Origin of the sequence: Kribbella sp. NPDC050241 (assembly GCF_044459685.1) — a bacterium.
Classification (GTDB): Bacteria; Actinomycetota; Actinomycetes; order Propionibacteriales; family Kribbellaceae; genus Kribbella.
Genome location: NZ_JBITJE010000001.1, coordinates 909,061 through 927,610 on the forward strand (window position 1 = coordinate 909,061; position 18,550 = coordinate 927,610).

An 18,550-nucleotide genomic window follows, 5' to 3' on the forward strand; every position below is an offset into this window, starting at 1 on the left:
ATCGAGGAGAGTCTTCGACCGACGGGATCATGATGACCAGTGAAGCCTTCCTGTACGACGCGATCCGCACCCCACGCGGCAAGGGCAAACCGACGGGTGCCCTGTACGAGGTCAAGCCGATCCAGCTGATCACCGGCCTCCTGCACGAACTGCGGAACCGGCACCCCGAGCTGGACCCGGCCACGATCGACGACGTCGTCCTCGGTGTCGTCACGCCGATCGGCGACCAGGGCATGGACATCGCCCGGACCGCGGTGCTGGCGGCGGGCTACCCGGAGACGACCGGCGGCGTGCAGCTCAACCGGTTCTGCGCGTCCGGCCTCGAGGCGGTCAACCAAGCAGCGCAGCGGGTCCGGTCCGGGTGGGAGGACTTCATCCTCGCCGGCGGCGTCGAGTCGATGTCCCGGGTGCCGATGGCCTCGGACGGCGGCGCGTGGGCGATGGACCCGGAGACGGCCCTGGCGACGAACTTCATCCCGCAGGGCATCAGCGCGGACCTGATCGCGACTCTCGACGGCTTCTCCCGCACCGACGTCGACGCGTACGCCGCCGAGTCGCACGCCCGAGCCGCCAAGGCCTGGGCGAACGGCTACTTCGGCCGTTCGGTCATCCCGGTGCAGGACCGCAACGGGTTGCAGATCCTGGATCACGATCAACTCGTCAGGCCGGGTACGACGGTCGAGACGCTGGCCGGACTGCCCGTGTCGTTCGCGGCCATCGGGGAGCACGGCGGCTTCGACGCGGTCGCGCTGGAGAAGTACGTGACTGTCGAGCGGATCAATCACGTGCACCACGCCGGCAACTCGTCCGGCATCGTCGACGGTGCCGCCCTGGTTGCTGTTGGCAACGAGAAGGCCGGGGAGGCGCTCGGGCAGGCACCTCGCGGCCGGGTCGTCGCCACCGGAGTCAGTGGCGCCGACCCGACCATCATGCTGACCGGACCGGCACCGGCCGCACGCAAGGCGCTGGCCAAGGCCGGCCTCGATGTGAGCGACATCGACCTGTTCGAGATGAACGAGGCGTTCGCCGCCGCGGTCATGCATTTCATGAAGGACCTCGGCGTACCGCACGAGAAGGTGAACGTGAACGGCGGTGCGATCGCACTCGGTCACCCGCTCGGTGCCACCGGCGCCATGCTGATCGGAACCCTGCTGGACGAACTGGAGCGGCGCGAGCTCCGGTACGGACTGGCCACCCTGTGCGTCGGCGGCGGGATGGGCGTCGCGACGATCATCGAGAGGCTTGCGGCATGATCTCCTGGCAGAACGTCGACGGTGTCGTCACGCTGACGATGGACGACCCGGACGCGTCGGCGAACACCATGAACGAGGCGTATCTGACCGCGATGGGGGACACCGTCTCCCGACTCCGGTCGGAGTCAGGCCTCAGAGGTGTCGTGATCACCAGCGCCAAATCCACCTTCTTCGCGGGCGGCAACCTGCAGATGTTGTCGCAGATCCAGCCCAGCGATGCGGCCGAGGTCTTCGACACGGTGGAAGAGGTGAAGCGGCAACTCCGTGCACTGGAGACCCTGGGTGTCCCGGTCGTTGCCGCGATCAACGGGTCCGCGCTCGGTGGCGGTCTCGAGATCGCCCTCGCCTGTCATCACCGGATCGTTGCGGACGACAATCGGATCGAGATCGGCGTCCCCGAGGTGACGCTCGGCCTGCTGCCCGGCGGTGGCGGCGTGACCCGGACGGTCCGAATGCTCGGCCTGCAGGACGCATTGATGAAAGTCCTGTTGCAGGGGCAACGGATGAAGCCCGCCCATGCCAGGTCGGTCGGCATCGTGGACGAGGTCGTCCCGGCCGCGGAGTTGCTCGACGCCGCCTACCGGTGGATCGATGGGTACGACGGTGACGCCAAGCAGCCGTGGGATCGTGACGGCTACAAGGTCCCCGGCGGTACGCCGTCGTCCCCGAAGCTGGCCGCGTTCCTGCCGGCCTTCCCGGCGAACCTGCGCAAGCAACTGAAGGGCGCGCCCTACCCGGCGCCGCGGGCGATCATGAGCGCGGCCGTCGAGGGCAGCCAGGTCGACTTCGCCACCGCTTCGCGGATCGAGTCGCGGTACTTCGTGTCGCTGGCGACCGGGCAGATCGCGAAGAACATGATCCAGGCGTTCTTCTTCGACCTGCAGGCGATCAACGCCGGCGCGTCGCGGCCGGACGGCGTACCGAAGTACTCCGCGCGCAAGATCGGCGTGCTCGGCGCGGGCATGATGGGCGCCGGGATCGCGTACGTGTGCGCGAAGGCCGGTATCGAGGTCGTGCTCAAGGACGTGTCGCTGGAGGCGGCCGGCAAGGGCAAGGCGTACTCCGAGAAGCTGCTGGCCAAGCAGGTGCAGAAGGGCCGCATGACGGCGGGGGAGGTGGAGGTGTTCCTCAGCCGGATCACCCCGACCGCTGACCCGAACGACCTGGCCGGCTGCGATCTGGTGATCGAGGCGGTGTTCGAGAGCGAGGAGCTCAAGCAGAAGGTGTTCGCCGAGATCGCCGGCGTGGTCGAGCCGGACGCGCTGCTCTGCTCGAACACCTCGACGCTGCCGATCACCTCACTGGCCGACGGCATCGACCGGCCGGACGACTTCCTCGGCATGCACTTCTTCTCACCGGTCGACCGGATGCCGCTGGTCGAGCTGATCGTCGGGCAGAAGACCTCCGACCGAACCATCGCCAAGGCGTACGACGTGGTCCGGCGGATCAAGAAGACGCCGATCGTGGTCAACGACAGCCGGGGTTTCTTCACCTCGCGCGTGTTCGGCACGCTGGTGATGGAGGGCGCGGCGATGGTCGCCGAGGGCATCGACCCGGTGACGATCGAACGGGCCGCGACCCAGATGGGCTTCCCGGCGCCGCCGCTGGCGATGCTGGACGAGGTCACGCTGACCTTGCCGCAGAAGATCCGGGACGCGGCCCGGGCGGCCGGCGACAGTGCCGGCGCGTTCGACGAGCATCCGGGGATGGCGGTCGCGGACCGGCTCGTGAACGAGTTCGACCGGCGCGGGAAGGCTGCGGGTGCCGGCTTCTACGACTACCCGGCGGATGGTCCCAAGACCCTGTGGCCCGGGCTGTGGGAGCACTTCGCGCAACGGAACGGCGTACCGCTGATCGATCTGCAGGAGCGGATGACGTTCGCGATGGCGCTGGAGACGGTCAAGTGCCTGGACGAAGGGGTACTACGCTCCGTTGCCGACGCCAACATCGGATCGATCTTCGGCATCGGTTTTCCACCGCTGTACGGCGGCGCGCTGCAGTACATCAACGGCTACGGGCTGCCCGCGTTCGTCGAGCGTGCGCAGGCGTTGGCGTCGTCGTACGGCACCCGGTTCGAGCCGCCGGAACTCCTGGTGCGTAAGGCTTCGGCGGGGGAGACGTTCCACTGATCACGGTCTGATACCACCCCAGCAACAGTCCACAGATTCGAACAAAGAAGAGCGCGCCCGGTCTTGCGCCGGGCGCGCTTTTGAGCGATGGTGCTACACACTTCTCCAACGATTCACCTGGGAGCGTCGGAGCGGAATCCACCAGCGGGCTGGGTACCGTGCCGGAAAGACCTGTGTCGAAGGCTGTTGGAATGTTGGATCTAGTTGTAGCGTGTGCGAAATCGGAGATGCTTAACGCCGTTAAGTAACTCGGAACCGCCGGCGTCGTACCCCCTGCGGCGCTGTTCCTCGGGAAGGTGGAATTCATGCCTGCTCATGTTCCGAACGCCGGTCTGACCCGGCGGGATCTGCTCAAGCGGACCGGCGGCCTGGCCGCGCTCGCCGCGTTCACCGCGGCCTGCGGCGGTAATACCGGCCGGCCCTCGAGCGGTGGCGACGGCGGCGGTGGCGCCAAGGCGACCTTGTCGCAGTGGTACCACCAGTACGGCGAGACCGGCACCCAGCAAGCCGCGACGAAGTACGCCAAGGCCTACACCGACGCGAACGTCACGGTCGCGTGGACCCCCGGTGACTACGCCGCCAAGCTGTCGTCCGGCCTGCTGTCGAGCAAGGGCCCGGACGTCTTCGAGAGTCAGCTCAACATCGGCATGGTGAAGAGCAACCAGGTGGTCGCGCTGGACGACATCATGGCCGACGTCAAGGACGACTTCCAGCCGGGCGACCTGGCCACCAACACCGTCGACGGCAAGATCTACGGGATCCGGATGATCGTCGACCCGCAGGTCATCTACTACCGCAAGTCCCTGCTGGACAAGGCCGGGATCAAGCCGCCGGAGACGATCGACGACCTGATCGCCGCGGCCAAGGAACTCACCACGGACAAGGTGAAGGGCATCTTCGTCGGCAACGACGGCGGCCTCGCACTCGGCGGACCGGCGCTGTGGTCGTCCGGAGGCAGCTACCTGACCGACGACAACAAGCCGGGCTTCACCGATGCCCGTGCGGCGCAGGCGTTCGGCAAGCTGCACGAGCTGTACGCGAGCAAGAGCGTGCTGCTGGGCTCGCCGACCGACTGGACCGACCCAGGTGCGATCAACCAGGGTCTGGCGGCGATGCAGTGGATCGGCATGTGGGCCGTGCCGGGCATGCAGAAGGCCCTCGGCGACGACCTCGGCGTGTTCCCGTTCCCCGCGCTGGACGCGCAGGGCAAGCCGGCCGTGTACTCCGGCGGCTGGACGCAGTTCGTCTCGTCCAAGAGCGCGAACGTCGACGCGGCGAAGAAGTTCGTGAAGTGGCTGTGGATCGACAAGGAAGACTTCCAGGAGGACTGGTCGCTGAACTACGGCTTCCACATCCCGCCCCGTAAGAGCCTTGCGGCCAAGGCGGCGAAGCTGCAGAGCGGCGTGGCGGCCGAGACGGTCAAGCTCACCGCTGACTACGGCCACACCGACAACCCGGCCTGGACTCCCAAGATGGGTACGGCGTTCGGCGACATGCTCACCAACGTGATCAAGAAGGGAGCCGACCCCGCCGCCGAGATCGCCAAAGCCGAGAAGACCGTCAACGACGAGTTGACCCGGTTGTTCGGGTGAGCCGCACCGCACCGGCAGACACGAAGCCGGCCGCGTCCTCCGCCACCACTGGTGAGCGGCGGGGGACGCGACGCCGGCGGGGGATCGCCGGCACCACGATGTCGTTCTGGCTCTTCGTCGGACCGTTCGTCGTCGGGCTGCTGATCTTCTCCTACCTGCCGATCATCTGGAGCCTGGTCCTCAGCTTCTTCGAGGCCTACAACACGGTCACGCCGTCGAAGTTCGTCGGGCTGCAGAACTACGTCGACATGCTCACCGACCACAACTTCCTGTCCAGCCTGGGCACGTTCACGATCTTCGCGGTGTTCATCGTGCCGCTGACGTTCGTGCTGTCGCTGGCGCTGGCGTTGCTGGTCAACCAGGTCAAGATCGCGCGGGCGTTCTTCCGGTCCGTGTTCTTCCTGCCGACCGCGTGCTCGTACGTCGTCGCGTCGCTGATCTGGCGGCTGTCGATCTTCAACGGTGTCCGGTTCGGCCTGGCCAACACGGTCCTCGGCTGGTTCGGCATCGACGGGATCGCCTGGCTGTCGACGGTCGATCCGCCGTGGTACTGGATCCCGATCGTCACCGTCCGGCTGTGGCTGCAACTCGGGTTCTACATGATCCTGTTCATCGCGGGTCTGCAGCGGATCTCGCCGACGCTCTACGAGGCGGCGTACGTCGACGGTGCCAAACCCGGCTGGCAGGTGTTCCGCTACATCACGCTGCCGCAGTTGCGGGCCACGTCGGTCGCCGTACTGATCCTGAACCTGATCGCGGCGTACCAGGCGTTCGACGAGTTCTACAACCTGATCGGCAACGTGAACTACGCGCGGCCGCCACTGGTCTACCTGTACGGCATCTCGCTCGGGTCGATCCAGGACCTCGGGCACGGCTCCGCGGGAGCGCTCATCCTGGCCGTGATCATCATGATCGTGACGTTGCTGCAGGGCCGGATCTTCGGCTTCGGAAAGGCGGGTGACTGATGTCGGCCACCGAACGTACGACGGGAACCCCACAGCCGATCGGCTTCAGCCGCAGCCCGCTCGGCATGGTCGGGATGGTGGGACGCTGGATCGCGCTGTTCGTCGCGGTGGTGCTGTTCCTGCTGCCGTTCTACCTGATCCTGCGCAACGCGCTGTCCACCGAAGCGGACATCACCGCGCCGGACTGGACGCTGTTCCCGAAGGATCTGCAGTGGAGCAATATCAGCGAACTGTTCAACGACACCCAGGTGCCGATGGCGCGGGCGATGTACAACTCCGCGGTGGTCGGCGTCCTCGGCACCGCCGGACAGTTGCTACTGGCCTCGATGGCGGGGTACGGCCTGGCCCGGATCCCGTACCGGCACGCGGACAAGATCTTCTACGCGATCGTGGCCACACTGATGATCCCGGCCGCGGTCACCTTCATCCCGAGCTTCATCGTGGTCTCGTCGCTCGGCTGGGTCAGCACGCTGCGCGGGCTGATCATCCCGACGTTGTTCAGTGGGTTCGCGGCGTTCCTGTTCCGGCAGTACTTCCTGGGCTTCCCCAAGGAGCTGGAGGAGGCGGCCCGGGTGGACGGTGCCGGGTACTTCGGTGTGTTCTGGCGCATCGTGGTCCCGAACTCGCTGCCGTTCTTCGCCGCGCTGGCCGCGATCACGTTCATCGCCAACTGGAACTCGTTCCTCTGGCCGCTGGTGATCGGGCAGGACTCGTCGTCGTGGACCGTCCAGGTCGCGATGTCGACGTTCGTGACCGCGCAAACCATCAACATCCACGAGCTGTTCATGGCTGTGGCGGTCTCGATCCTGCCGCTGGTCCTGATCTTCGCCTTCCTCCAGCGCTACCTGATCCAAGGAGTAACCCAATCCGGCATCAAGGACTGAGGAAAATGCTCCAACTTCTTGAACCGTGAAGAAGTTGGCACGGCCCCGGCGGGGAGTCCACCAGGCTCCCCGCCGGTTCGTGTTCCGGGTCAGGGCTGCTGGGGCCGGCGGGACCAGAAGAGGGCGTGGCCGCCGGAGCCTTCGGGGATGAACGCCTGGTGTTCGATGGTCAGGCCGGCTTGGGTGATCCAGGTGCGATTGGTGTCGGCGTCGGTGTGGCTCCACCACATGGAGGCTCCGCCGTCGAGCCAGTCCTCGTCGACGCCGGTCCACGCGGACTGACCGGTGGTGCACAGGAACCATCCGCCCGGGCGGAGCCAAGTCGCGATGTTGTGGAGCAGTTGTTGCTGCTCGTCCTGGGGCATGTGGATCAGGGCGTACAGAGACACGACGGCGTCGAACGATTCGGCCGGGAAGTCCAGCGATGTGGCGTCGGCGTTGATGAACTCACCGTCCGGCACGAGTTCACGAGCGCGACGGATCTGCACCTCGCTGATGTCGACCCCGGTGACCTGATGTCCCGCCGCCACGAGTTCACGCGCGACCGGCACCCCGCTCCCGCAGCCAACGTCGAGCACTCGACTGCCACCCTCGAGCCGCGCGATCAGCTCGTCGATCCAGCTCCGGTACTTCGAGTCGGCGCCGGTCGCCTCGTCGTACCGCAGCGACAGTACGTCGTACCCGCGGCGAACTATCTGCTTCGGATCGTCGTCCGTCATGGTCGTCGACGCTAACGGCGCCGATCGGCACCAGCAACGGGTGTACGCGGCGCTTCGCTTGACGGTCGCGAGCCAGGCCGGAGCGCCGTTCTCGTCGTGGAACACCGTCCTGACCCGCTCCGGCACGATGGACGCGATGGACCAACCAGAGCCCGGACCGAACGCCAACCGCAGATCCTCCTGACTCACGGGATGCGGGCCGACGTCAGGCCCTTCGTCGCCGAAGCACAGCACATACAACGTCCCGCCGTACTCCGTGGCTGTCGCGAGGCTGGCGGCGTACTCCCGCCGTTCCTCGGTGTTGAACGTGTGGAACAACCCGGAGTCCAGCACCGTCTCGAACTGCCGCCCCAATCGCTCGAGGTGCAACGCGTCAGCCATCGCGAACTCGGCCGGGATCCCACGCTCAGCAGCCTTGTCGCGCGCCATCGTCAACCCGGTCTCCGCGACATCAACGCCCAGCACCGGCAACCCCAGCGAGGCGATCACCAGCGTGTTCTCGCCACTCCCGCACCCTGCGTCAAGCACCGTGCCGGCGAATCCACCGGCTGCCGCCACTCGTTCAACAGCCGGCTGCGGCCCACCGAAATCCCAAGGAGCCGGACCGTCCCAGTACGACGCATCCCACGGCCGGCCGGACATCCGCTCATGACTGGTCGGCGTCCTATCGCCGTACGGATCGTCAGCCTCCGACACCGGACTCTCCTTCCTGTCGCGACCGCCCGTTCATCGTGGCACGCGGGAGCCCGCACCATCAGGCCTGGCGTCCGGTCCGCGAACCGGAGTTCGATGAGCATCGAACTTGTTCTAGGGTAGTTCTATGGCTATCGAACATCGGCGAGGTGTCACGGTGCTCGCACTGGTGGCCGCCTTCATGGTTTTCGTCGACGGCACGATCGTGCAGTTGACCCTCGCGCAACTCGCCGAGCACCTGCACGCTTCGCGGCCGGAGCTGGAGTGGGCTGTGAACGCGTACACGCTGTCGTTCGCGGCGGTGATGCTCGGCGCCGGTGCGATCACGGACACGCTCGGCGCCAAGCGGGCGTTCGTTGCCGGGTTGCTGATCTTCACCGCGTCCTCCGCGGTGTGCGCGGTCTCGACGTCGATGCTGATGCTCAACCTCGCCCGGCTGATCCAGGGTGCCGGCTCCGCGTTGCTCCTGCCGAGCGCGCTGGTACTCGCCACCGCGACCGCGCGGGACGAGCAGATGCGGCACCGTCTCGTCGGCTGGTGGGCCGCCGCGGGAGGCGTTGGCATGGCTGCCGGACCGCTGCTGGGCGGTGCGCTGGTCGCTGTCGCCGACTGGCGCGCTGTGTTCGCGGTGAACGTCGTCATCGGCATCCCGGCGGCGATCTGGGCTCTGCGCTTCATGCCTAGGGTCGCGAGTGCCGGTCGGCGCCTGGACCTGGCAGGTATGGGTACGGCGACCGTCCTGATCGGCGGACTGGTCTTCGCCCTCATCGAAGCGCCCGCCCAGGGTTGGCTGAACCCTCCTGTCGTGACCGCAGCCGCCCTGACCTTGGCCGGGCTGGTCGGCTTCGTCTGGGCCGAACGCTCCACCCGTACGCCGCTGCTGCCGCGGGGCGTCTACTCCGATCGCGGTTTCGTGGTCATCGCCGTACAGGGCGCGTTGTTCAACTTCGCGTTCTACGGGTTGCTGTTCGCCATGAGCCTGATGCTGCAGCAAGGCCGCGGACTCGGCCCACTGGTCAGCGGACTGCTGTTCCTGCCACTCACCGGCTTGATCTCGATCGGCAGCATCAGCGCAGCCCCACTCGCCAGACGCCTCGGCCGCCAGGGCGTACTCGCCCTAGGTCAGGCAGTCCTCGCCGTCACCCTCGCCGCCGTCGCATGGGCCAGTACGTCGAGCGCACTATGGCCGCTGGCACTCGCTCTGGTTCCTGCCGGCTTCAGTTCGGGCCTGCTAGTACCCACCATGACCTCACAGTCGCTGGCCGCCGTCGTACCAGCCGCCCACGGCGCAGCCTCCGCCGCTTTCAACACGTCCCGCCAACTAGGCGCCGCGATCGGCATAGCCACCTTCGGCCCCCTCCTAGGCACCACCACCAACCTCAACACCGGCTTCATAACCTGCGTCACCGTAGCTGCCGCGGCCACGACCCTGACCCTGCTCCTGACCGCCTTCACCGCACTCGGCACCCGAACCCGACAGCAGCACCCCAACCCCCAGACCCCCCTCTGCCACCTCGACCCCACCGCGTCCTAACACCCACCGAGCAGTACGCCGGTGGGGAGTCGCCTTGGGGGAGGCGACTCCTCCCTCGTGGGGTGTGGTGGGTTACTCGGCGATCTTGTAGGTGGGGGTGATGATGGCTCGGGCCAGGGTGTGGAAGGCGAGGTTGAAGCCGACTACGGCGGGGGAGGCGTCGCTGTCTACGTCGAGGGCTTCCACGTCCATCGCGTGAACGACGAAGTAGTACCGGTGGACCTGGTCACCGGGGGGCGGGGCTGCGCCGCCGAAGGACTTGGTGCCGAGGTCGCTGCGGACGTGGAAGGCGCCGTTGTCGAGGCGTTCGGGGGTGCCGGCGCCGGTGGGGAGCTCGGTCACACTGGCGGGCAGGTTGACCAGGACCCAGTGCCAGAAGCCGGACACGACCGGCGCGTCCGGGTCGTAGCAGGTGACGACGAAACCCTTGGTCTCCGCCGGGAACCCGGACCAGCTCAGCTGCGGCGACTTGTTGCCGCCGGCGAACGCGTGGTCCTCGGCCAGTTGTTCGTTGTCGGCGACGTCGGTGCTGGTGACGGTGAAGGTACCGGCCTGCGGGAGCAGTTCGTACGGGTCCGGGGCAACGGGACGATCGAGCGACATCTGTGATCCTCCGGGATCTCGCAAGGTGTGGTGATTCCGACATTACTGTCCACATCACGCTGGTCCGGACCGGGGCACACGTCGGGGGATGCGAAGATCGGACTCGACCCGCCCAACCGGGCGGGAGGGGCGTGGTGGACTGGAGGAGCGCGGTGGAGGAGTACCTGGATCGGATCGGGCCGGCGGATGGTGCGGCGATGCGGGCTGCCGCGGAGCGTCAGTCGCAGCTGACGAAGCCGGCCGGCTCGCTCGGGGTGCTGGAGGAGCTGTCTGTCCGCGTCGCCGGGATGACCGGTAGCTGCCCGCCCGCGGTGCCCGCGCCGGCCGTGGTGACGGTGTTCGCCGCGGACCACGGCGTACACGCACAGGGTGTGTCGCCCTGGCCGCAGGAGGTGACCGCCGCGATGCTGGCGAACTTCGCCGCCGGCGGCGCCGCGGTGAACGCCTTCGCAGTCAACAACCGGGTCGATGTCCGGGTCGTCGACGTCGGCGTTGCGACCCCGGTGGACCAACTGGACATCATCCACGCCAAGGTCCGGCCGGGGACGCGTGATCTGTCCGCCGGGGCAGCCCTCACCGAGGACGAGGTGCGTGCCGCGATCGCCGTCGGCTTCGACCTGGCGGACCGGCTCATCCAGGACGGCTACCGCTGTCTGCTCACCGGCGACATGGGCATCGCCAACACGACCGCGAGTGCCGCCCTGATCGCCACCTTCACCGGCTCGACCGCGGACGTGGTGACCGGCCGGGGCACCGGCATCGACGACGCCACGCTGGCCCACAAGACCGCGATCGTCCAGGCTGCCCTCGCGATGCACGACGTACCGGCGACCGAGCCGCTCAAAGCGCTCCAGGCGTACGGCGGTCTGGAGCACGCAGCGCTCGCCGGATATCTCCTCGGCGGAGCGGCCAACAAGGTGCCGGTCATCCTCGACGGCGTGATCGCGGGTGCCGCGGCGCTCGTCGCCCAGGCGCTCAACCCGGCAGTGATCGACTACTGCGTCGCCGGGCACCGCTCGGCGGAGCCGGGGCACGCGGTCGCGTTGAAGACACTCGGCCTCCAGCCGCTGGTCGACCTGGACCTCAGGCTCGGTGAGGGTACCGGCGCGGTGCTCGCGTACCCGATCCTGACCTGCGCGGTCCGGGCGCTCGCCGAGATGGCGACCTTCGAGTCCGCGGGGATCAGCTCGTGACCGATCAGTACCTGTCCGGCCTCGTGCTGGAGGGACGACGCGTGGTCGTCGTCGGTGGCGGAGGTGTCGCGCAGCGGCGGCTCCCGCGCCTGCTCGAGTCCGGCGCCCGGATCGACCTGATCTCGCCGTCGATCACCCCCACCATCGAGGGACTGCTCTCCAACCCGTCCCTGTCCTGGACCGAACGCGGCTATCGGTACGGCGACCTGGATGGATCCTGGTACGTCGTCGTGGCCACCGACGACACCGCGGTCAACGACCAGGTGTCTGAGGAGGCCGAGGAACGCCGGATCTTCTGCGTACGGTCCGACGACCGATCCCGGGCAACCGCGTGGACGCCGGCATCGGGCCAGCACGACAACGTGACCATCGGCGTACTCGGCGGCGGCGATCACCGCCGTTCGGCAGCGGTCCGCGACGCCATCCTGGAAGGTCTGCGGACAGGGGAACTGGGTGCACGCGAGGCCGGCAAGCACCCTGGCGTGTACCTGGTCGGCGGGGGACCGGGCGACCCGGACCTGATCACGGTGCGCGGTCGGCGGTTGCTGGCCGAGGCGGACGTGGTCGTCGCGGACCGGCTCGCGCCGCAGCAGCTGCTGGACGAATTGCCTCCGGATGTCGAGCTGTTCGACGCGGCCAAGCTCCCGCGCGGCCGGGCGGCCCAGCAGGAGGAGATCAACCGGATCCTGATCGACCGCGGTCAGCAGGGAAAGGTCGTCGTACGGCTGAAGGGCGGCGACCCGTACGTCTTCGGCCGCGGCTTCGAGGAAGCGCTGGCCTGTGCCGAGGCCGGCGTTCCGTGGACGGTCGTGCCGGGGATCACCAGCTCGATCTCGGTGCCGGCCGTGTCCGGCATCCCGGTGACGCATCGCGGGGTCACCCACGAATTCACAGTTGTGTCGGGCCACATCCCGCCGGGGCACCCGGACTCACTGATCAACTGGGACGCGCTGGCGCAGTTGTCCGGCACGCTCGTGCTGCTGATGGCGGTCGAGAACCTGCCCGCGATCACAGAGCGCCTGATCGCCGCCGGCCGCCCCGCTGACACCCCGGCCGCGGCCATTGCCGATGGCACCCTTCCGGGTCAGCGGATGGTGACGTCCGACCTGGCCGGGATCGCCGCAACGATGGCCGAAGCCGGCGTCGGCGCCCCCGCGATCGTTGTCATCGGCAACGTCGTCGACGTCGCCGCGCAGGCACGCGGCGACGGCACCCGATCGCCTGGGACCGCATGAGCCCACAGGTCCCGCTGGACGATCCGGCTGACCCGCGGCTGGCGGACTACGTCAGGCTGCGGGAGGTGACGTTGCGCCGCCTGCTGGAGGAGGAGCACGGGCTGTTCATCGCCGAGGGCGACAAGGTGATCCGCCGGGCCGCGGACGCCGGGTACGAGCCGCGGTCGTTCCTACTCGCGCCGCGCTGGCTGGACTCGCTGGCCGACGTCCTCGCACAGTGGCCTGACGTGCCGGTGTACGTTGTCTCGGAGGAATTGGCCGAGCAAGTCACCGGCTTCCACGTCCACCGCGGCGCACTCGCGTCGTACCGTCGCCGGCCGCGGATGCCACTCCAACAGCTGCTCAACCAGGACATCAGAAGGATCGCGATCTTCGACGACATCGTGGATCACACGAACGTCGGTGCCGGCTTCCGCGCGGCCGCCGCGATGGGCGTCGACCTTGTGCTGGTGACCCCGACCTGTGCCGACCCGCTGTACCGCCGGTCGATCAAGGTGTCGATGGGAACGGTCTTCCAGGTGCCGTGGACCCGGCTGGAGTCCTGGCCCGGCGACCTCACCCAACTGCAGGACCGCGGCTTCGTCGCAGCCGCGTTCGCACTGACCGACGACTCGATCACGCTGAACGACCTGGTCGCCCGGAACGACGAACGGCTCGCGCTGATCTTCGGCACCGAAGGACACGGCCTCAAGCCGCACGTGCTCGAAAAGGCAGATCTGGCGGTACGCATCCCGATGGCAGGCGGCGTCGACTCGCTGAACGTGGCAAGCTCAGCAGCGGTCGCCTTCTACGCCACGCGACCCATGCCTTAGGGGGGCCATGCGTACGACGGAACGTCTGGTACTGCGTCCGTTCCGCGAAGAGGATCTGGAGCCGTGGGCCGCGCTCAACGTGGACCCAGAGGTGCTGACGTATCTCGGCGGGCCGCTGAGCCGGGACGAGTGTGACCAGATCGCCTCCGCGGTCAACGAGCGGTACGCCTCCGACGGGTACGGGTTCCTCGCGGTCGAACGACGTTCCGACGGCGCGTTCCTCGGGGCGTGCGGTCTCACTCGGGAGAAGTGGTATCCGGACGATCTGGAGATCGGCTGGCGGCTGGCCCGTGAGTACTGGGGACACGGGTACGCGACGGAGGCCGCGGCGTCCTGGCTGGAGCACGGCTTCACCACGCTCGAGCTACCCAGGATTATTGCCGTGACCGATTCGCCGAACCTCCGTAGCATCGCCGTCATGCGCCGGCTCGGCATGACCTTCGACCACGAGGTGGATCTCGAGGAGGACGGCGTACCGTTTCGTGCCACTGTCTACACGATGACCGCGGAGGCTTGGCAGGCATGCCGAAAGTAGTACTCATCACGGGGATGCAGGCTGCGGGCAAGTCCACCATCGCGCCGCTGCTGGCCGCGCGGCTCGGTCCGCCGGCCGCGACGCTCGACGGGGATGTCTTCTACAAGGCAGTCGTCGCGGGCGCCGAGGTGATGACGCCGCAACCGTCGGCCGAGGCGGTCCGCCAGCTGGAGTTGCGGTACGACGCCTCGGCACTCGTGGCGCAGCACTACGCCGACGCCGGGTTCGACTTCGTCTGCAGCGACATCGTCATCGGGGAGCATGTCGAGAAGTGGTTCGCCGGGTTGCGTGGCGTGGAGACGTACCTGGTCGTGCTCTACCCGTCGGTGGAGTCGATCGTCGAACGGGAGATCGCGCGAGGAGGCAACAACTCCTACCGCGACTGGCAGGAACCTGGCGGCACCCTCGCGGACGCGGTTCGTGCCCTGCAGAAGGATCTGGACGCGATGCCGCGCCGGGGTCTGTGGCTCGACACCAGCGACCAGACGCCGGAGCAGTCGGTCGACGCGATCCTTGCGGATCTCCCGAAGGCTCGCTGGTAGAACCTCAGGTGGCCTGGGATTCCTGGTGGTGCTCGTCGTGCTCGATCATCGGGGAGATCGGCCAGTCCGACGGGTAGTCCGGCGCGAGCTCCTCGGCCTCGCCGAACAGGCGCTTGCGGTACTTGCGGGACAGCCGGTCGCCGAAGACCGTGCCCTGGGTGTGGTCGGTCTCGTGCTGCAGGCAGCGCGCCAGCAGGCCGTCGCCCTCGAAGCTGACCGGCTCGCCGTGCTGGTCGACGCCGGTGACGCGGGCGAAGTCCGGGCGGGCGCACTTGGTGAAGGCACCCGGCAGCGACAGGCAGCCTTCCTCACCCTCGTCCAGGCTGCGGTCCTTGCCCTCGGGGACCTCGACCACCGGGTTGCACACGACGCCCTGGACGTGGTTGCCGTCTTTGTCCGGGCAGTCGAACACGAACAGCTGCAGATCCACGCCGACCTGGTTCGCGGCCAGGCCGACGCCGTCAGCCGCGCGCATCGTCGCGACCATGTCGGCGACGAGCGTCTGCAGGTCGTCACCGAAGTCGGTCACGGGCTGGTTGACCCGGTGCATGACGTCCTCGCCCCACCGGGTGATGGGTCGCACCGAACCGTTCGCAGGCAACGTAGACATGCGGGAAATCCTAGCTGCCTGCTCCGGCGCAGGTGGCCGAGGATGCGACCACCTGCGCCGGCAGGGACTACTTCGCGTTCAGCTCGTCCCGCCAGGCGACCCACTCGCGCAGCAGACCCAGGTCGTAGTCCGGGCCGGAGGTCGAGACGGTGAACAGGCGAGTGCCGACATCCAGCAGGGACTTGCCGATCTGCTCGGGCGACTTGTCGCCGACAGCGGCCGAGCGCTCGATCTCGCCCGGGTCGCGGCCGATCGTCTTGCAGTGCTCGTCCAGTACGGCGTGCTTGTGCGCGAGCGTCTCGGCGTCGCCGAAGCCGTGCCAGATGTTGGCGTGCTTCGCGACCAGCTTCAGCGTCTTCTTCTCGCCGCCACCGCCGATCAGCACCGGGATGTCGCGGGTCGGCAGCGGGTTCAGCTTGGCCCACCGCTGCTCGATCCGCGGCAGCGCCTCGCCGAGCGCGTCGAGCCGGCCGCCCGCCGTACCGAACTCGTAGCCGTACTCGTCGTAGTCCTTCTCGAACCAGCCCGAGCCGATGCCGAAGATCAGCCGGCCGTCGCTGATGTGGTCGACCGTGCGGGCCATGTCGGCGAGCAGGTCGGGGTTGCGGTAGGAGTTGCAGGTGACCAGGGCACCGAACTGGATCCGCTCGGTCGCCTCGGCCCAGGCGGCCAGCATGGTCCAGCACTCGAAGTGCAGACCCTCCGGCTCACCCGACAGCGGGTAGAAGTGGTCCCAGTTGAACGCAACGTCGACGCCGATCTCCTCCGCCGCCGCGACAGTCCGCCGGATGTCGGCGTACTGCGCGTGCTGGGGCTGGACCTGGACGCCGATCCGTACCGGGAAGGCGGCGTACGGACGGTCGATGGACTCGGAATCTGTCATGGTGGAGATCCTATCCGCGTTGCGGAGGGCCCTCCGGATCGGCCCGGGGAATGGACCACGAAGGGGGTACGGCGGTATGCCGGACGAGGACAGGGTGGACGAGTTCGCGCGCCTGTTCAAGCGGTTCCTGGAGCGGATGCAGCACAGCGGCCCGGTCGGCCGGGAGAGCCTGCGGGACCGATTACGCGCCCATCTGGGCATCGATCCCGAGCAGGTGCCGGTGGTCACGGCGAGCTTCGCGCCGTACGACCTGCCGAACGTGCAGCGCGCGGTCGAGGCGTGGTTCGACGATTTCGAGGTGCTCGGCCTGGCCGGGTCGAACCGTGGGCACCACACCCTCGGTGAGCTGCTCGAGCTGGCCGAGTACGACCGCTTCGGGATCGGCGCGGTCGACTACCAGCGGCTGCAGATCGACGTCGACGAGGAGATGGACTGCGTCGCCTTCGGTTTCTACCTCGGCGTCCAGGGCCCCGATCGGTACGTCGCTCTGTTGCGCGCGGCGAACCCGCAGTACGGGCGGATGTCGGTCGACCTGGAGGTGCTCTCGGTCGAGAAGGAGACGGGCGATCGCTTCCTCGGGGCGCTGCCCGACCTGATCCGCGAGCACAACGTGTTCCGCGGCAAGGTGATCTCGTTCGAAGGACACGACTTCGGGCACGGGGTCGGCCCTTTCCGGCTGCACCCACGGCCGGGAGTCGCTCGTACGGACGTGGTACTGCCGGACGGTGTGCTGGAGCGGGTCGAGCGTGAGGTGATCGGGATCGCGGAGCATCGGGAGACGCTCCTGACGGCCGGTCAACACCTGCGTCGCGGAGTGTTGCTCTACGGGCCGCCCGGGACGGGGAAGACGCACACCGTGCGGTACCTGCTCTCGCGGTTGCCCGAGTTCACCGTCGTACTGCTGGCGGGGACCAGCATCAGGTACATCTCGGAGGCGTGTGCCCTGGCGCGACTGCTGCAGCCGGCGCTGGTCGTACTCGAGGACTGCGACCTGGTGGCGGGGGCCCGTGACTATACGAAGGGCATGGAGAATCCGCTGTTGTTCCAGGTCCTCAACGAGATGGACGGGCTGGCCGAGGACGCCGACGTCGCCTTCCTACTGACCACGAACCGCGCCGACCTGCTCGAGCCGGCGCTGATGCAGCGCCCCGGTCGCGTCGATCTGGCCGTCGAGGTGCCGCTGCCCGACGCCGACGGACGGACCCGGCTACTGAGCCTGTACGGCCCGAACCTGCAACCCACCGCGGCCGTTGTCGACGAGGTGGTCAGCCGGACCGAGGGCACCACGGCTTCCTTCATGAAGGAACTCGTCCGCCGTACCGTCCTGCTGGCCGCCGAGTCCGGCGCAGCTCCTGACTCGAGCCACCTGCGGGCTGCTGTCGACGAGCTCCTGTCGTCTCGCGACGCGCTCACCCGCCGACTCCTCGGAGCCACCAACGGCGACGTACCGGACTATTCACCCGGCGAGCCGGCCCGCCCCGGCCTGTACCCGGGCTGATCACTTGAAGGCCCATCACTTGAAGGCTGGTCACTTGAAGTACGTCGCCAGGCATCCGAGCATGTGTGCCACACCGGTCCGGACCTCGTTCTCGTGTTCGGGCGCCAGCCCGGTGCTCCGGTAGTCCAGCCGCGTCCGTCCCTCACCGGCCTCCGTCAGCTCGACGGTGACCTCCTCGGGATCGTCGACGTACAGGACGACCTGCCGCGGCAGGTCCACCGAGCCGAAACGGATGGTGAACGGCACCTCACTCGAGCCGTCGGCGCTGACGAAGACGGCCGAGATCAGCCCGCCGGGCCGGGCGTCGATGGTCACCCGGTCGGCCGGGGTGGTGAAGCCATCCGCGACGAACCACGCGGCGAACGGCTCGGGTTCGGTGAAGGCCCGGGCCACCTCCATGGGCGGTGCCTCGACAGTCTGGGTGAGCGTGAACATGAGCGGGACCTCCTGGCTGGATCGACCTGACACCAGCACTGTGCCCGAGCAGTCTTACGGTTTCCTTCCGGTCGGTATCCGGTCCGCGTACGCCGCTGCCCAGTCACCGAGTGCGCGGATCGGAACCAGGAGGTCCTCACCGGGCTTGGTGAGCGAGTACTCGACCCGCGGCGGCGCCTCGGCGTACCGGTGGCGCTGGACGAGGCCGTTGTGTTCCAGGCGGCGCAGCGTCTCGGTCAGGACCTTCTGGCTGATGCCGCCGATCTGCTGCCGGAGCTCGCCGGGACGGGCGGGACCGTGGGACAGCGCGTAGAGCACGACCATCGGCCAGCGTCCGCTGAGCAGCTCGGCGGCGAGCCGTGCCTGGCAATCGGCGAAGAACGTCACGGCCCCATTCTGCCTCGCCCGTTGCGCACCGGAAGGTGTGCAACGAAA

18 protein-coding genes are annotated in these 18,550 nt (G+C 68.0%); 12 read left to right on the forward strand and 6 right to left on the reverse strand.

The window, feature by feature from the left end; all coding sequences use genetic code 11:
- The first annotated feature begins 32 nt into the window (after positions 1-32).
- The 5 genes from ACIBG5_RS04190 (at position 33) to ACIBG5_RS04210 (ending at position 6,823) form a co-directional block, all read left to right on the forward strand.
- Complete coding sequence (locus tag ACIBG5_RS04190) at positions 33-1,253, forward strand: acetyl-CoA C-acetyltransferase (RefSeq protein WP_396390762.1); 1,221 nt, start codon at positions 33-35, stop codon at positions 1,251-1,253.
- Positions 1,250-3,382, forward strand: a complete 2,133-nt coding sequence (locus tag ACIBG5_RS04195) for a 3-hydroxyacyl-CoA dehydrogenase NAD-binding domain-containing protein (RefSeq protein WP_396389982.1) — start codon at positions 1,250-1,252, stop codon at positions 3,380-3,382. Before ACIBG5_RS04190 ends, ACIBG5_RS04195 begins: the two co-directional genes overlap by 4 nt.
- Positions 3,383-3,687: 305 nt before the next feature.
- Positions 3,688-4,974, forward strand: coding sequence for an ABC transporter substrate-binding protein (locus ACIBG5_RS04200; protein WP_396389983.1), 1,287 nt, complete (start codon positions 3,688-3,690; stop codon positions 4,972-4,974).
- Positions 4,971-5,939, forward strand: a complete 969-nt coding sequence (locus ACIBG5_RS04205; protein ID WP_396389984.1) for a carbohydrate ABC transporter permease — start codon at positions 4,971-4,973, stop codon at positions 5,937-5,939. The genes ACIBG5_RS04200 and ACIBG5_RS04205 overlap by 4 nt, the downstream gene beginning before the upstream one ends.
- On the forward strand, positions 5,939-6,823 hold the full coding sequence (locus ACIBG5_RS04210; protein ID WP_396389985.1) for a carbohydrate ABC transporter permease: 885 nt from the start codon (positions 5,939-5,941) through the stop codon (positions 6,821-6,823). Before ACIBG5_RS04205 ends, ACIBG5_RS04210 begins: the two co-directional genes overlap by 1 nt.
- A gap of 89 nt (positions 6,824-6,912) precedes the next feature.
- On the opposite strand, the gene ACIBG5_RS04215 is transcribed toward ACIBG5_RS04210, so the two are convergent.
- Positions 6,913-8,238 carry a methyltransferase domain-containing protein gene (locus ACIBG5_RS04215; protein WP_396389986.1) on the reverse strand — a complete coding sequence of 442 codons (1,326 nt, stop codon included), beginning with the start codon at positions 8,236-8,238 and terminating at the stop codon, positions 6,913-6,915.
- A 124-nt stretch (positions 8,239-8,362) separates the two neighbouring features.
- Between ACIBG5_RS04215 and ACIBG5_RS04220 the strand changes: the two genes are divergently transcribed.
- The gene (locus ACIBG5_RS04220) at positions 8,363-9,769 is read left to right on the forward strand and encodes an MFS transporter (protein WP_396389987.1); all 1,407 of its coding nucleotides are present in this window, start codon (positions 8,363-8,365) and stop codon (positions 9,767-9,769) included.
- A 72-nt stretch (positions 9,770-9,841) separates the two neighbouring features.
- Here ACIBG5_RS04220 and ACIBG5_RS04225 read toward each other — a convergent pair whose 3' ends face one another.
- Entirely contained in the window at positions 9,842-10,372 is a 531-nt protein-coding gene (locus tag ACIBG5_RS04225) for a YbhB/YbcL family Raf kinase inhibitor-like protein (RefSeq protein ID WP_396389988.1), read from the reverse strand.
- 152 nt (positions 10,373-10,524) lie between these two features.
- Here ACIBG5_RS04225 and cobT point away from each other — a divergent pair, with 152 nt between their 5' ends.
- The 5 genes from cobT to ACIBG5_RS04250 are packed head-to-tail and all read left to right on the forward strand — an operon-like array spanning position 10,525 to position 14,689.
- Positions 10,525-11,565, forward strand: a complete 1,041-nt coding sequence (gene cobT, locus ACIBG5_RS04230) for a nicotinate-nucleotide--dimethylbenzimidazole phosphoribosyltransferase (protein WP_396389989.1) — start codon at positions 10,525-10,527, stop codon at positions 11,563-11,565.
- Complete coding sequence (gene cobA, locus ACIBG5_RS04235; protein ID WP_396389990.1) at positions 11,562-12,800, forward strand: uroporphyrinogen-III C-methyltransferase; 1,239 nt, start codon at positions 11,562-11,564, stop codon at positions 12,798-12,800. The genes cobT and cobA overlap by 4 nt, the downstream gene beginning before the upstream one ends.
- Positions 12,797-13,612: a TrmH family RNA methyltransferase gene (locus tag ACIBG5_RS04240; RefSeq protein ID WP_396389992.1), complete on the forward strand. Its 816-nt coding sequence runs from the start codon at positions 12,797-12,799 to the stop codon at positions 13,610-13,612. The genes cobA and ACIBG5_RS04240 overlap by 4 nt, the downstream gene beginning before the upstream one ends.
- A gap of 7 nt (positions 13,613-13,619) precedes the next feature.
- Positions 13,620-14,147 carry a GNAT family N-acetyltransferase gene (locus ACIBG5_RS04245; RefSeq protein ID WP_396389994.1) on the forward strand — a complete coding sequence of 176 codons (528 nt, stop codon included), beginning with the start codon at positions 13,620-13,622 and terminating at the stop codon, positions 14,145-14,147.
- Positions 14,135-14,689 carry an AAA family ATPase gene (locus tag ACIBG5_RS04250; RefSeq protein ID WP_396389995.1) on the forward strand — a complete coding sequence of 185 codons (555 nt, stop codon included), beginning with the start codon at positions 14,135-14,137 and terminating at the stop codon, positions 14,687-14,689. Before ACIBG5_RS04245 ends, ACIBG5_RS04250 begins: the two co-directional genes overlap by 13 nt.
- A gap of 4 nt (positions 14,690-14,693) precedes the next feature.
- Here ACIBG5_RS04250 and def read toward each other — a convergent pair whose 3' ends face one another.
- Together def and ACIBG5_RS04260 are read right to left on the reverse strand one after the other, a co-directional pair.
- Positions 14,694-15,299 (reverse strand): peptide deformylase, encoded by a 606-nt coding sequence (def, locus tag ACIBG5_RS04255; RefSeq protein WP_396389996.1) that lies wholly within the window; start codon positions 15,297-15,299, stop codon positions 14,694-14,696.
- A gap of 67 nt (positions 15,300-15,366) precedes the next feature.
- Positions 15,367-16,182 (reverse strand): LLM class F420-dependent oxidoreductase, encoded by an 816-nt coding sequence (locus ACIBG5_RS04260; RefSeq protein ID WP_396389997.1) that lies wholly within the window; start codon positions 16,180-16,182, stop codon positions 15,367-15,369.
- 76 nt (positions 16,183-16,258) lie between these two features.
- Between ACIBG5_RS04260 and ACIBG5_RS04265 the strand changes: the two genes are divergently transcribed.
- Positions 16,259-17,680: an AAA family ATPase gene (locus tag ACIBG5_RS04265; protein WP_396389999.1), complete on the forward strand. Its 1,422-nt coding sequence runs from the start codon at positions 16,259-16,261 to the stop codon at positions 17,678-17,680.
- A gap of 30 nt (positions 17,681-17,710) precedes the next feature.
- Here ACIBG5_RS04265 and ACIBG5_RS04270 read toward each other — a convergent pair whose 3' ends face one another.
- Together ACIBG5_RS04270 and ACIBG5_RS04275 are read right to left on the reverse strand one after the other, a co-directional pair.
- The gene (locus ACIBG5_RS04270) at positions 17,711-18,115 is read right to left on the reverse strand and encodes an SRPBCC domain-containing protein (protein WP_396390000.1); all 405 of its coding nucleotides are present in this window, start codon (positions 18,113-18,115) and stop codon (positions 17,711-17,713) included.
- Positions 18,116-18,169: 54 nt separating this feature from the next.
- Entirely contained in the window at positions 18,170-18,502 is a 333-nt protein-coding gene (locus ACIBG5_RS04275) for a winged helix-turn-helix transcriptional regulator (RefSeq protein ID WP_396390001.1), read from the reverse strand.
- Positions 18,503-18,550: the final 48 nt, after the last annotated feature.

Bases quoted from the DNA above. Each gene is read 5' to 3' on its own strand.
- ACIBG5_RS04190 (WP_396390762.1), top strand. From the start codon at position 33: ATGACCAGTGAAGCCTTCCTGTACGACGCGATCCGCACCCCACGCGGC.
- ACIBG5_RS04195 (WP_396389982.1), top strand. From the start codon at position 1,250: ATGATCTCCTGGCAGAACGTCGACGGTGTCGTCACGCTGACGATGGAC.
- ACIBG5_RS04200 (WP_396389983.1), top strand. From the start codon at position 3,688: ATGCCTGCTCATGTTCCGAACGCCGGTCTGACCCGGCGGGATCTGCTC.
- ACIBG5_RS04210 (WP_396389985.1), top strand. From the start codon at position 5,939: ATGTCGGCCACCGAACGTACGACGGGAACCCCACAGCCGATCGGCTTC.
- ACIBG5_RS04220 (WP_396389987.1), top strand. From the start codon at position 8,363: ATGGCTATCGAACATCGGCGAGGTGTCACGGTGCTCGCACTGGTGGCC.
- ACIBG5_RS04225 (WP_396389988.1), bottom strand. From the start codon at position 10,372: ATGTCGCTCGATCGTCCCGTTGCCCCGGACCCGTACGAACTGCTCCCG.
- ACIBG5_RS04240 (WP_396389992.1), top strand. From the start codon at position 12,797: ATGAGCCCACAGGTCCCGCTGGACGATCCGGCTGACCCGCGGCTGGCG.
- ACIBG5_RS04245 (WP_396389994.1), top strand. From the start codon at position 13,620: ATGCGTACGACGGAACGTCTGGTACTGCGTCCGTTCCGCGAAGAGGAT.
- ACIBG5_RS04250 (WP_396389995.1), top strand. From the start codon at position 14,135: ATGCCGAAAGTAGTACTCATCACGGGGATGCAGGCTGCGGGCAAGTCC.
- def (WP_396389996.1), bottom strand. From the start codon at position 15,299: ATGTCTACGTTGCCTGCGAACGGTTCGGTGCGACCCATCACCCGGTGG.
- ACIBG5_RS04260 (WP_396389997.1), bottom strand. From the start codon at position 16,182: ATGACAGATTCCGAGTCCATCGACCGTCCGTACGCCGCCTTCCCGGTA.
- ACIBG5_RS04265 (WP_396389999.1), top strand. From the start codon at position 16,259: ATGCCGGACGAGGACAGGGTGGACGAGTTCGCGCGCCTGTTCAAGCGG.
- ACIBG5_RS04270 (WP_396390000.1), bottom strand. From the start codon at position 18,115: ATGTTCACGCTCACCCAGACTGTCGAGGCACCGCCCATGGAGGTGGCC.